Source organism: Lactobacillus sp. N54.MGS-719 (genome assembly GCF_000980505.1).
GTDB lineage: Bacteria > Bacillota > Bacilli > Lactobacillales > Lactobacillaceae > Lactobacillus > Lactobacillus amylovorus.
The window spans coordinates 1-13,536 of sequence record NZ_LARO01000037.1; the positions used below are offsets into that span (position 1 = coordinate 1).

The 13,536-nt window shown below is 37.3% G+C and carries 14 protein-coding genes and 1 pseudogene; 1 reads left to right on the forward strand and 14 read right to left on the reverse strand.

Annotated features, from left to right (window positions below; translation table 11 throughout):
- Window positions 1-208: 208 nt before the first annotated feature.
- The 12 genes and pseudogenes from phoU to rpmG form a co-directional block, all read right to left on the reverse strand.
- Window positions 209-886: a phosphate signaling complex protein PhoU gene (gene phoU / locus WS44_RS07035; RefSeq protein ID WP_014565559.1), complete on the reverse strand. Its 678-nt coding sequence runs from the start codon at window positions 884-886 to the stop codon at window positions 209-211.
- A 16-nt stretch (window positions 887-902) separates the two neighbouring features.
- Window positions 903-1,658 (reverse strand): phosphate ABC transporter ATP-binding protein PstB, encoded by a 756-nt coding sequence (gene pstB, locus WS44_RS07040; RefSeq protein WP_013437183.1) that lies wholly within the window; start codon window positions 1,656-1,658, stop codon window positions 903-905.
- 1 nt (window position 1,659) lies between these two features.
- The gene (gene pstB, locus WS44_RS07045; protein ID WP_013437182.1) at window positions 1,660-2,454 is read right to left on the reverse strand and encodes a phosphate ABC transporter ATP-binding protein PstB; all 795 of its coding nucleotides are present in this window, start codon (window positions 2,452-2,454) and stop codon (window positions 1,660-1,662) included.
- Between the two features lie 9 nt (window positions 2,455-2,463).
- A complete protein-coding gene (gene pstA, locus WS44_RS07050; protein ID WP_007126854.1) occupies window positions 2,464-3,351 on the reverse strand; it encodes a phosphate ABC transporter permease PstA in 888 nt (295 codons plus the stop codon).
- A 1-nt stretch (window position 3,352) separates the two neighbouring features.
- On the reverse strand, window positions 3,353-4,348 hold the full coding sequence (gene pstC, locus WS44_RS07055) for a phosphate ABC transporter permease subunit PstC (RefSeq protein WP_013437181.1): 996 nt from the start codon (window positions 4,346-4,348) through the stop codon (window positions 3,353-3,355).
- Between the two features lie 3 nt (window positions 4,349-4,351).
- Window positions 4,352-5,218, reverse strand: coding sequence for a phosphate ABC transporter substrate-binding protein (locus WS44_RS07060; RefSeq protein ID WP_046433832.1), 867 nt, complete (start codon window positions 5,216-5,218; stop codon window positions 4,352-4,354).
- Between the two features lie 189 nt (window positions 5,219-5,407).
- Window positions 5,408-6,523 (reverse strand): annotated as a pseudogene (locus WS44_RS07065) (transposase).
- A 306-nt stretch (window positions 6,524-6,829) separates the two neighbouring features.
- A complete protein-coding gene (gene rplA / locus WS44_RS07070; protein WP_013641501.1) occupies window positions 6,830-7,522 on the reverse strand; it encodes a 50S ribosomal protein L1 in 693 nt (230 codons plus the stop codon).
- Between the two features lie 76 nt (window positions 7,523-7,598).
- The gene (rplK, locus tag WS44_RS07075) at window positions 7,599-8,024 is read right to left on the reverse strand and encodes a 50S ribosomal protein L11 (protein ID WP_013437178.1); all 426 of its coding nucleotides are present in this window, start codon (window positions 8,022-8,024) and stop codon (window positions 7,599-7,601) included.
- 126 nt (window positions 8,025-8,150) lie between these two features.
- Entirely contained in the window at window positions 8,151-8,708 is a 558-nt protein-coding gene (gene nusG, locus WS44_RS07080) for a transcription termination/antitermination protein NusG (protein WP_013641500.1), read from the reverse strand.
- 108 nt (window positions 8,709-8,816) lie between these two features.
- Window positions 8,817-8,987 (reverse strand): preprotein translocase subunit SecE, encoded by a 171-nt coding sequence (gene secE / locus WS44_RS07085; RefSeq protein ID WP_013437176.1) that lies wholly within the window; start codon window positions 8,985-8,987, stop codon window positions 8,817-8,819.
- 8 nt (window positions 8,988-8,995) lie between these two features.
- Window positions 8,996-9,145 (reverse strand): 50S ribosomal protein L33, encoded by a 150-nt coding sequence (gene rpmG, locus WS44_RS10065; protein ID WP_003549092.1) that lies wholly within the window; start codon window positions 9,143-9,145, stop codon window positions 8,996-8,998.
- 185 nt (window positions 9,146-9,330) lie between these two features.
- On the opposite strand from rpmG, the gene WS44_RS07090 reads away from it, so the two are divergent.
- Complete coding sequence (locus WS44_RS07090) at window positions 9,331-11,073, forward strand: 1-deoxy-D-xylulose-5-phosphate synthase (protein ID WP_046433834.1); 1,743 nt, start codon at window positions 9,331-9,333, stop codon at window positions 11,071-11,073.
- Window positions 11,074-11,239: 166 nt separating this feature from the next.
- Here the strand turns inward: WS44_RS07090 and WS44_RS07095 are convergent, their stop codons facing one another.
- Complete coding sequence (locus WS44_RS07095; RefSeq protein WP_013641498.1) at window positions 11,240-12,724, reverse strand: gluconokinase; 1,485 nt, start codon at window positions 12,722-12,724, stop codon at window positions 11,240-11,242.
- A gap of 415 nt (window positions 12,725-13,139) precedes the next feature.
- Window positions 13,140-13,536, reverse strand: a 397-nt coding sequence (locus tag WS44_RS07100) for an RNA-guided endonuclease TnpB family protein (protein ID WP_288145668.1), incomplete at its 5' end; no start/stop codon positions are given.

The following is a 13,536-nucleotide window of genomic DNA, read 5'->3' on the forward strand; positions in this document are numbered from 1 at the left end:
TTCAAACCAATCATACGAGAAAGGAACTCCTTTTTCTAATGTTTAAAGAAATAAATTTAAGGAATCATTCATCCTTACACAAACTATTTTACAGTCTCCATCATCTGTTTAAAAGTAAATTGAATATGGTCACTTTTTTATAGTATGATCATAAATAACGTATAGTTATTATTAATCAAAAAATAGAGGGACATATTGTCCCTCTATTTTATAAAGTTTGATTCTCTGTTGCGTTAGTCAACTCTTCTAGTTCACCAGTAGTCTTGTAAACTACCCAACTAGCCAAGTTAACGATGTGGTCACCAATTCGTTCTAGCAATCTAGTTACTACAAAGTAACTTGATGAAGCTGCAGCTTTGGATGGATCGTCCTCAATTCCATCAACAATTAACTTTCTTGCGCGTACATAATCATGGTCAATAATGCCATCACGACTGGCAACCTCTTTGGCCATTTTTTCGTCATCTTGTACGTAAGCCGTCAAAATTTGAATAAGCATGTGACGAACATTGTGAGTCATATTTGAAATGATCTCTTCAACTTCAGGAATTCTTGGATTACCCTTTACACGAATTGTTTCAAGAGCAATACTCATGGCATTTTCACCGATTCTTTCCAAATCAGTTGTTGCCTTCAAAATACTAATAACTACTCTGAAGTCAGTAGCTACTGGTTGTTGTAAGGCCATTAATTTCAAGGCCTTTTTTTGAATATCGATTGATTCAGTAGGAGTCTTTTCTTCATTATCAACCATAGATTGAGCTGTCTTCTTATCATGATCAACAAATGCGCGTGTGGCTTGATCGATTTGATCATTTACAAAAACACCCATTTCCATAAATTGCGTGTTTAATTTCTTTAATTCATCTAAAAATATTTCGTGCATCTTTATACCTCAAAATTTAACCAAAACGCCCGTTAAGGTAATCACTTGTAATTTGCTTCTTAGGTGCAATAAACATTTCTTCAGTCTTGCCTGCTTCGATTAAGTCACCATTCATCAAAAAGGCTGTTTGATCGGAAATACGACCCGCTTGTTGCAAGTTGTGGGTAACCATAATAAAAGTATATTGGTGCTTCAAATCCATCAAGGTTTCTTCGATTTCACTACTTGAGATTGGATCTAGCGCACTCGTAGGCTCATCAAGAAGAACAACTTTAGGTCTGACAGCTAGCGCACGAGCAATACAAATTCTCTGTTGCTGTCCACCTGAAAAGGCCTGCGCATTGCGGTTCAAGTTATCCTTAGTTTCTTTCCAAATTGCGGCTTGCTTCAGACTTTCTTCAACACGTTGATCGATTAAATCTTTATCTTTTACACCAGCAATTCGCAAACCATAAGCCACATTGTCATAAACTGAGAATGGAAATGGGGTTGGTTGTTGGAACACCATTCCGACGTTCTTGCGCAATTCTACCAAATCCATCTTGGAACTATAAATATCTTGTCCCTCAAACTTAATCTCACCTGTAATATTGATATTTTCAATATCATCGTTCATCCGATTAAGGCAACGCAAGAAAGTAGACTTACCACATCCTGATGGTCCAATTAATGCCGTTAATTCTTTTTCCTGAAAATTAAGATTGATCCCATGAAGTGCTTCATAGTCACCATATTTTAGATGTACATCTTTTGCTGTAATAATTGTTGTCATTTTAACCAAAACTTCCCTGAATATAATCTTCAGTAATCTTTCCTTTAGGATTAGTAAAGATATCTGCAGTTGTATTATATTCAATCACATGACCCAAATGGAAAAACGCCGTATAATCACTAATTCTTGAAGCTTGCTGCATGTTATGCGTAACCATAATCATAGTATATTTACTGCGAAGCTGCTTTAATGTATCTTCTAGCTTCGAAGTAGATACTGGATCTAGCGCACTTGCTGGTTCATCTAAAAGTAAAATTTCTGGCTTAACAGCTAATGCACGAGCAATACACAAACGCTGTTGCTGTCCACCTGAAAGATCCAAAGCACTTTTATCAAGCTTGTCTTTTACTTCGTCCCATAATGCGGCGGCACGCAAACTTTCTTCAACTATTTTATCTAGTTCTTCTTTGTCATTTTGTCCGTCTGCTTTTAAAGCGTAAACAATATTTTCTCTAATTGACTTAGGAAATGGATTTGGTCGCTGGAATACCATTCCAATGTTTTTTCTTAATTCATAAACATTGATATTTGGCTTATTTACGTCCAAACCGTGGAACCAGATTTCTCCTTTTACTGTTGCTACTCGATCATTCATCCGATTTAGTGAGCGTAAAAAGGTAGATTTACCTGAACCTGAAGCACCAATTAAAGCTGTGATTGTATTTTTCTTGAATTGTAAACTAGCATCAAACAATTTCTGAATTTTTCCACCATATAAAACACTTAAGTCTTTGGTGGATAATTCCAAATCATCTTTAGCAAAAGTTTTTACATAGCTTTGTTCTAAATCTTGCATTACATCACCTTATTTAGCTGCGGTTAACTTACGGTACAATTTATTACCCAAATAACGCGCACCTAAATTAAATACAATTACTACGATAACAAGTAATGCTGATGTAGCAGCCGAAACGATTGTGGCATCTGGAATAATACCTTCTGTATTTACTTTCCAAATATGCACAGCCAGAGTTTCAGCTGGACGCATTACATTTAATGGACTAGTCGGACTAAATGGATTCCAATCTGCATAATTTACAGTAGAACCACTTTGACCAGCTGTATAAATTAAGGCAGCCGCTTCACCGAAAATTCTACCTGCACTTAAAATAATCCCAGTTAAAATACCTGGTAAAGCTGCTGGTAATACGATGCCACGGATCGTTTTCCAGTTGGATAATCCCAAAGCAAGCCCGGCTTCACGCTGATCTTGTGGCACGCCTTTAATTGCTTCTTCAATGTTACTAGTCAAAATAGGTAAATTGAAGAAAGTTAACGCAAGCGCACCAGAAATAATTGAGAAGCCAAAGCCAAATTGAACTACGAAGAGTAAGTAACCAAACAAACCAACAACGATTGATGGCAATGAACTCAAAATTTGAATAGTAGTTCTAATCAAATTAGTTATCCAATTATCCTTGGCATATTCAGCTAGATAAATAGCTGCGCCTAACGCGATTGGCAATGAGATAATCGTGGTCAGGATTAATAAATACAATGAATTGAATAATTGATCTCTAACCCCACCACCAGCTTGATAAGATGAAGCCTCAGAGGTTAAAAAGTGCCATGACAAATGAGGAATACCAGTAATCAGGATATTACCCAAAATGCCCGCCAAGATCAAAACAACGATGCCAACTAAAATATAGATAATAACTGTTGCTAATTTATCTCTCTTTTTTGCGTCCATTCTACTTTTGACCTCTCTTTCCTACTAATTTAACTAGGAAGTTAAAGACTAAAGACATGATCAAAAGAAGCAATGCCAATGACCATAATGCGTTGTTAGGCAATGTGCCCATAACCGTATTACCCATTTGACTTGTTAATTGACTCGTTAATGTTGCAGATGGACTGACCAAATTGTATGGCATCAAAACTGCGTTACCGATTACCATTTGTACGGCTAAGGCTTCACCAAAGGCACGGGCCATACCGAAAATAACAGCAGTTAAAATTCTAGGAGTAGCTACTCGCAAAACAACATGATAAATAGTTTGCCAGTGAGTTGCACCAAGTGCCATTGAAGCTTTTCTAAAATGACTTGGTACTGCCTTTAAACTATCTACTGTTAATGAAGTAATCGTTGGCAAAACCATTACGAACAAAACTAAAGTAGCCGCTAAAATACCGAAACCTGTTCCGCCAAATAGATTTCTAATTGCAGGAACAATAATGGTTAAACCCAAGAAACCATAAACAACGGAAGGAATACCTACAAGCAATTCAGTAACTGATTGTAAGAAATTTGCACCCTTTTTAGATGAATACTCTGTCATGAAAAGAGCAATTGCGATCGCAAATGGTGTAGCAATCAAAGCTGCCAAAAGCGTTACCGCAAATGAAGTAACAATCATTACTGCAGCACCGACATGGTTCTTGCCTTCACCTGGATCCCAATCTGTAGAAGTTAAGAAATGGAACACATTAACATGATCGCTCACAAAAGTAGCTAAACCGTGGTAACCTACAAAGCCGATAATGGAAACCACCAAAACAATGATCAAACCGATTGCGAAGTAAGTTAAGCCTTTACCCCAGTACTCTTGATGAGTTTCTTTAGAAGGTTTAGTTAACTTATCAATGTCAACACTACTCGGTCCCATCTTATTTAATTTAACGTGAGGGACCTGTTGTTCAGCAATCGCCTGATCAACAACCTTTTTTAAATCTTCTTTGTTCTCCATAAACTATTTTCCTATTTGCGTAACTTGATTTTTACTATTACGAGTAACTTTCATATCATTAATACTCAAATAACCGATCTTAGGCACAAGATCTTTTTGTACCTTTTTGCCGAGCATATACTTAATAAAGGCTTTAGTTTGCTTATTAGGTTCGCCTTTAGTATACATATGCTCATATGACCAAAGTTTCCATTTATTAGTAGTAATGTTTTTGTTTGTTGGTTTAACATTATCAATACTCAATTTTTGAATATGAGTGTCGTGAGCATATGGGAATGACAAGTAACTGATGGTTCCCGGAGTACTATTGACAATTTTCTTTACTGCCCCGTTTGAGTCTTGTTCTTGAGACTTAATTGGTTTTTGACCTCGCAAAATTATATCTTCAAAAGTACCTCTAGTACCACTACCCTTTGAACGGTTGATTACAGTAATTGCTTCATTTTTGCCACCAAGTTGTTTCCAATTGGTAATTTTTCCTGTAAAGATCTTGCTTAGTTCATTGGTAGTAATATTTTTTATACCAACATCTTTATTAACAATAGGTACAATTCCAACTACGGCTACTCTATAGTCTTTTAGCTTATTTGCTTGAATTCCTTTTTGAGTTTCCGCAAACACATCAGAAGTCCCAATTTGCACTGCGCCAGCTTGAACTTGGCTAAGTCCAGTACCGGAACCACCACCCTGAACAACAATGTTGCTATTAGAATGACTTAAGCGATAATCATTGCCTGCTTGTTCGGCTAAAAGTTGCATGGCACTTGAACCAACAATCGTAATTTTTGAACCATTATTGGCACAAGCGGTTGTAGCAACCAATGTCAACAACAAAAGTATGATTAATTTTCCTATCGAATGCCTTCTCATTGCCTTTGCTATATAAAACATGGAAATATGTAAAATAATTAGTTTTTCTACATATTAGAAAGATGTATATTTTCCTTTCTTTATTTTATTTACTGTCATCAATACCAGTATTCCGATATTCCAATTTAGGAGTAATCGCATTGACTAACTCTTACAGCTTAAGGACCTAGCCAACCCCGATTATTTTCTTTATTTTGCTAAAGCTAAAAGATTTAATACTGCATTTTCATCTCTATCATTATTATAGCCACACTGATAACAGATATACTCATTATGCTTTGTACCATGCTTCCTATTTCCCTGCAGAGTAATCTTTTCATCACCTTTTTTGACATAACCACACTTTGTACATCTTTGTGTTGATGAATAGGTTTTATCAGCTAAGATTAATTTTTTTGCTATACCATTCACACTTGTAAGTTAATATCTGTCTGAATCTGCTAAAAAGTGATCTTTACATGCCTTTTGAAGCTACATGCGTCATCATCATTTTTTTGATTGCCAAATCTTCAATTACAATTTGATCGTAATTATTCACTAACTTGGTAGTGAATTTTTGTAAAAGATCATTTTGGATATTAGCTATTTTACGATAATCTCTTTGCAGTTTGATTCTCACTGCTAAGTAATTATTTGATTTAATAGCTAGCTTACCATTAATTTCTCTTTTACGGGCTAACATTCTTTGATATTGCTTAATTCGCTTATAGAGCTTTTGCAATTTGGCTGGCAAGACATTGATTTGACCCTCTGTATAGTTGAAATGACCGACATTAACATCAACTGCAGTTTTTTGATGGGTTTTAGTCTTAGCAGTAACTTTCTCTTCATAAGACAAGGCTGCATAATAAGTCTCATTTTCTTTAAAGATGCTTATCACTTTAACTTGGTTCATCTTTAAAGCTTCATAGCTTGCTAGATCGAACCAATTATCTTTGGAAATATTCATTGGCTTATCAAGCCGAAGCTTGCCATTAATAATTTTAGCTCGATCTGTTTTAAAGCCTTGCCGTGGAGCCTTCTTTGATTTAAATTTAGGCTTGTCCCAATCAGGTTGCGACTTGTCAAAGAATTTTTCCAAGCATTAGCTAAATCTTTGATAGCTAATTGAAGACACCTAACAGACAAATCATATTGCCAATCTGCCTTGTTAACTACTAATTCATCACGAACTCTGCGTTCATTAGGGCTAGAGTTATCTTTAGCATTTAGGGTGTAAGCCTCATACATTAATTGCCAAGTTTCCAGGCCCTTATTCCAGCAGTATCTGCGATAGTCACATAATGCATTAAGATGCTTCTGCATTGCTTTATTTACTTTTAGCTTAACTACTTGTGTTTTAAATTGCCTTTTCTCCTCAATCGAACGTCAGTTTAGCAGACAGGCAATTTAATACAAGCGAACAAAATATTAAATTTTACTCAGCTTCATTTTCCATGTTTAACTTTCTAAGTGAAACTGATTTTTACTATTTTTTCTATGTTTATCTATATTTTTATTGGCTGCTAATCTTCCCCTTATATTTAAGATTTGATCGCAAAGATAAGTTAATAATACCATACAAAAAAGCGCCCCGCTATAACACGGAGCGCTTATTAAAATATATTTAAATTAGTTCAAGTTTAATGGATCGAGCTTGATACCAGGACCAAAGGTTGCTGAAATTGCAACACTCTTAATGTATTGACCCTTAGCTGAAGCAGGACGTGCACGTAAAATTACATCACGTAAAGCGTCAAAGTTTTCAACTAATTGGTCTTCAGTAAATGATACCTTACCAATAGGAGTGTGAATAGCAGCTTGACGGTCAACACGGTATTCTACTTGACCAGCCTTAACATTCTTAACAGCCTTTTCGATGTCCATAGTTACAGTACCAGTCTTAGGGTTTGGCATTAAGCCCTTAGGTCCAAGAATACGACCTAAACGACCTACCTTAGCCATCATCATTGGAGTGGCAACTACAACGTCGAAGTCTAACCAACCGTCTTGAATCTTTTGTACTAAGTCGTCTGAACCAACAAAGTCAGCACCTGCAGCCTTAGCTTGATCAGCTTGTGGGCCTTCAGCAAATACTACAACGGTTTGAGTCTTACCAGTACCATTTGGTAAAACAAGTGAACCACGAATTTGTTGGTCTGCTTGCTTAGGATCTACGCTCAAGTTGTAAGCTACATCAACTGTAGCGTCAAAGTTAGCGTATGAAGTTTCCTTAACAAGTTTCATAGCTTCTGCTACTGAGTATAATTTATTTGAGTCTACCTTCTTGGCAGCATCTAAATATTTCTTACCATGCTTTGGCATGTGATTTCCTCCTTGTATATGTGGTCAAACGAGCTTCTCTAACTCTCCCACCTAATGTGTTACCTAAATAACAGGATTAGTCTTCGACTTCGATACCCATACTTCTAGCGGTACCTTCAACCATGCGCATAGCAGCTTCGATGTCAGCAGCGTTAAGGTCTTTCATCTTAGTCTCGGCAATCTCCTTGACTTGGTCCTTGGTTACCTTACCAACTTTCTTGGTGTTAGGTTCACCAGAAGCCTTCTTGATCTTAGCAGCTTGCTTCAAAAGTACTGGTGCTGGTGGAGTCTTAGTTACGAATTCGAATGAACGGTCTTCGTAAACAGTAATAACTACAGGGATAATCATGCCCTTTTGGTCAGCAGTTCTAGCATTGAAGTCCTTAGTAAAACCAACAATGTTAATACCAGCTTGACCCAAAGCAGGACCAACTGGAGGTGCAGGGGTTGCAGCGCCAGCTGGAATTTGTAACTTAACTACGTTAATAACTTTCTTTGCCACGGTCAAAACCTCCTTGATTCCGTGATGCGGTTAAAATGGAGAATTTTCCTTTTTCTCCTCCCACAATAATAAACGTACCGTATTAGAATAACATCGTTTCAGTACAATTACAACAATAATTTACAATTATTCGTTTTCGCCCAACTTCTTAACTTGATCGTAGTCAAGTTCAGCAGTAGTTGCACGACCAAACATATCAACTGAAACATATAATTTGTACTTATCAGGTTGAATGTCAGTGATCTTACCAACCATACCGTTGAAGGCACCTTCAGTAATAGTTACTGATTCGCCAATATCGAAGTTAGCAGTTGGTTCCTTAGCAGGTTGGCCTTGGTTCTTAAGCAAACGTTCAACTTCTTCTGGAAGAAGTGGTGAAGGCTTTGAACCACCACCGTGTGAACCGACAAATCCAGTTACGTTTGGTGTGTTTCTTACGATAAACCAACTTTCGTCAGTCATTACCATTTCTACTAAAACGTAACCTGGGAAAATCTTTTCTTCAACTTCTTGCTTCTTGCCGCGAACAGTTTCCACTTTTTCTTCTTCTGGAACCATTACACGGAAGATGTAGTCTTGCATCCCCATGCTTTGTGCACGTGAAAGCAAGTCTGACTTAACTTTGTCTTCATAACCAGAATAAGTATGCAATACATACCATTTCTTTTGAGCTGTTTCGACCATTTTGACTTCTCCTTAATTTCGGTAAACAAAAAAACCTCTACTCAGAGGTTTCTCTTCTTCGCTTTTATTATTATAGCATGAATCAAAGGTAAATTCTATTACCTACGATTACATAATTCTTTGAGTTAACCAACTGAAGAGCCAGTCAAGAGCGCCTAAATATGCTGCAAATAAAATTGAACTAGTAATAACAATTGCAGTGTCGTGTCTGTTTTGCTTAGCTGATGGCCAAGTAACCATCTTCATTTCTTGAGCTACACTCTTAAAAAACTTAATCATTAACTTCTTTACCTCGTTTCTTTATGCAAAGTCATCTTACCGCAATGCTTGCAGAACTTCTTCAGTTCAAGTCGCTGAGTGCGATTCTTACTTGCGGTGATTGAGTAGTTGCGTGACCCACATACGCTGCAGGCTAAGGCTGCTTTTTTCACTGCCATAATCTCACTTCCAAACTTTTATTAAAACACATACTTAAGGAGTATTGTATACTGATCTGCCCTCTTGCGTCAATAAACAAAACTAATGATAACCTATTCCATTTTTATATTTTAATTATGCGTCCTACTTATCTATAATAAGTGTGAGTAATAAGTATGAATATTTTGCAGAAAGGAAACTTATTATGAATAAACACCCAGAATATTTATTAAATAAAATTTCTGGTCCTAAAGACTTAAAGAAGCTCTCCATTCCTGAAATGGAAGAATTAGCTAAAGAAATTAGAACCTTAATTCTCGAAAAAGACGCAGCTGAAGGTGGCCACCTTGGTCCAGACTTGGGTATCGTAGAAGCAACTATTGCTTACCACTACGTTTTTGATGCACCTAAAGACAAGATCGTTTGGGATGTTTCTCACCAAACTTACCCACACAAGATGTTGACTGGTCGTGCTCTTGCCTGGATTGATCCAGATCATTACGAAGACGTAACTCCATATACTAACCCAGATGAAAGTCCATATGACTACTACGCTGTAGGTCACACCTCTACTTCAATTGCTTTAGCAACAGGTATGGCTAAAGCTAGAGATTTAATGGGTAGACACGAAAACATCATGGCTTTAATCGGTGATGGTTCAATGACTGGCGGCTTAGCTTATGAAGGTTTAAACAACGCAGTTATTGAAAAGCACAACATTGTTGTCGTAGTTAACGACAACCAAATGTCCATCGACGAAAACGTGGGTGGTTTAGTCACCGCTTTAAAGAAATTGCGTGATTCAAATGGTGAAACTAAAGAAAACCCATTTACTGCAATGGGCTTTGACTACCGCTACGTTGCTGATGGTAACGATGTTAAATCAATGATTGATGCCTTCAAGGCAGTTAAAGATGTAGATCACCCAATTTTGCTTCATATCAACACCTTGAAAGGTAAGGGCTATGAACCAGCTATCGACAATGAAGAAGCTCACCACTGGGTAATGCCATTTGATTTAAAGACCGACAAGACAACTGTTCCAGCCCCAGAAGGTCCAACTGCAAATTCTGTTGCAATGGATGTAATGAAGAAGCACATTGAAAATGGTGAAAAGATCATGGCTATCGATGCTGCAATTCCTGGTGTCTTTGGTCTTGATGAAATTAAGAATAAATATCCTGAAAACTACCACGATGTAGGTATTGCCGAGCAAGAGTCTGTTGCCTTTGCTGCAGGTATGGCTAAGGAAGGTGCAGTTCCAGTATTGTTTGAAAATTCAACCTTCTTACAACGTGCCTTTGACCAATTATCACACGACGTTGCCGCAAACGACTTGCCTGTTGTCATGATGGTTGCCGGTGGCGGAATGTCTGGTACAAGTAAGACCCACCTTGGTATTTTTGATCAAGTAATGATTTCTAATTTACCTAACTGGATCTACCTTGCCCCTACCACCTTGGCTGAAGAAAAAGACATGATGGAATGGGCTATTAAGCAAAGAAAGCACCCAGTTGCAATCAAGATGCCAACTAAGCGTGTTCCTGCAGGCAAAGATGTTAGTCGTGATTACTCAGAAATCAAATATGATATCAAGCCTGGTAACGACGTCGCAGTTTTGGCTTTAGGTGACATGTACGAAATGCTTGGTAAAGAAGTTGCTGAAAAACTCGGTGCAAGTTTGGTTAACCCAATTTCAGCTAATGTCTTAGACACCGCTTCATTAGATAAATTAGCTGATGAAAACAAAGTTATCGTAACTCTTGAAGACAACATTTTAGACGGTGGCTTTGGTGAAAAGGTTGCTTCATACCTCGGTGACAAAGACGTCAAAGTTTTGAATTACGGTCAAAAACGTGTTTACACTGATCAAGTTCCATTAAAAGACATTTTGAAAGATAACCGTATGACTGTTGATCAAATCGTTGAAGACGTTAAGAACGCCTAAAAATAAATATTTAAAGACAAACTAAAAATCTCTTCGGGTAATCCTGAAGAGATTTTTTTATGGCAAAATAAGTCGAGTACTTTTCTAGATAATTCGGCATAATACAACATGTAATGAGGAATAAAATTGGAACAAGAGGCTACATCGAAATGATGCCAATTAATGATTAATCTTTATTCACAAATTTTCTATAAGAAGCAGCCAAAGCATTTTTGACTTCACAATAAAGTGGGAACAAATTTTGATAAACAGCTGCTTCTTTTTGATTAGGGAAATACACTTTGTCTATTTGATCAAATTGTTTAATCTCACTTAGTTTTTCATTAAGACCTAACGCCTGTCTTGTCAAAAACATAGCAGCCAGCGTCCCACTCTGTTGCTCTTTCATGGTCACAATCGGCACGTTAAAAATATCAGCACAAAGCTGTCTTACAAAATCATTCTTTAAGAAGCCACCAGTTGCATTAATTGCGACTGGCTTTTTCGTATTTTTAATCAAACTAAAGGCCGCATCATACAGATTAAAAATAATACCTTCAATTACTGCTCGCGCCATTTCAGGCTTTTGATGCATGCGCGTTAAGCCAACAAATGAACCACACGCATTGGCATCCCAAATTGGAGCACGTTCTCCGCCTAAGTAAGGCAAAAAGATTAAGCCTCGGCTTCCTGCTGAAGCAGTTTGCGCAACATCCAAATAATCTTGCGGTGTCTCATCGGCATCAAACAAGGTCTGACGTGCCCAATTAAATACGATCCCGCCGTTATTTACTGGACCACCCAATAGATAATGTTTTTTATCAACTGGATAACAGAAATAACTAGCCTTTTGATCGATCTTAGGTTGATCAACGATTGTTCTAACCGCGCCTGACGTACCTACATTTAAAGCAAAATGATCACTATCAATTGCGTTAACCCCAATTGTAGATAAATAGCCATCACTGGCTCCTAAAACAATTTTAGTATCAGGATTTATCCCTAGTTTTTGCACATAATCCTCTTTAATAGGAGCGATAATTTCCGTCGGCTGTGCTATTTCAGGTAGCTGATCTCGCTTTACATTTAACAGATCCAACAATTCTTGATCCCAAGTTAGTGTTTCAAGATTGAGCATCCCTGTCCCAGCCGCCATCGTAGTATCGACGACTAGCTTACCTGTTAAACGAAAGATCAAATATTCCTTGATCCCAATCCATTTTTCAGCTTGGTTAAACAGCTCCTGCTTTTTATCTTTTAACCACAAAAGTTTATAAATTGGTGCCATCGGGTGCATTGGCATCCCTGTTTTTCGATAAATCTTTTGCGCCAAACCACTTCTTTTCGCATCCTGGACAATATTCTTCGCACAATTATCTGCCCACGTAATGCTATTAGTTAACAGGTCATTGTCTTTGCCTAAGCCAATCAAGCTATGCATCTGGCTAGACCAAGAGATAGCCGCAATTTCACCGTCTACCTTCTGCGCTAAAGCAAAAATAATTTCTTGAACTGCATCAAAAATCATCTTAGGATCTTCTTCAGCTTGTCCTATTTTAGTTTGAATTAATGGGTAACCCTTACTAGCCGAAAAAACAGCCTTACCCTTTTCATCATAAAGTACGCCTTTAGTTGCCGTTGTACCGACATCCATGCCAATAATATATTTCATTTTATTTCTGATAAAACTTCTTCCATTTCTTATAAGACTTATCTTGCCAAGATTTTGGCAAATCTTCCCAATCCCAGTGGCGGTCTTTTATCTTTTGTAGAAATAAACCTTCACTTCGAGCTAGTTCTTTAACTAATTTAAGATTCTTACCTCTTAAATTTAAGAAAATAGTTTCCCATTCATCCTTAATTTGAATAAAGAATTCTCGATGCTTTTTATCAACTAACTTAATAAGTCAACTACCCTAGACTGAAGTCTAGGGCTTAGTGGCTCGTTAGCTTGCGCTAACCAGAACACCAACTTGCTTAGATACGGACTTGACTTACCAGCAATAGTCTTTTGACTATTGCCGATAGAGGTCGTCTAATTACCAAAGCCTTTTAAGTCCGCGAGTTGCTAACGGACTGCAGCCTTTCTAGGCTGCTTTTTTTATTTTAGGATTTTGCCACTTGCTTAATCCTTTTTCTAAGATGTTCACTGCCGCATTCCAATCACGAATATGGGGCATTCGACAAATTGGACAAGTCCACTCCCGATCCTTAAGGGTTAATTTCTTATAACCATTTTGGCCCATAATACTGCCACAAGCATGACAGCGTTGAGTAGTATATTTAGGATCAATTGTTAGAAATTCTTTACCATATAGATCTGCCTTATAAGCCAGCATATTCAGGAAACTACGCCAGCCGACATCAGAAATTGATTGCGACAAAGCATGATTCTTTAACAGGTTTCTGTTTCTTAATTCCTCGGCAACTACTAAATCGTGGTTTTTGATTAGTGCAGTTGAGAGTACTTGTAAAAAGTCATTA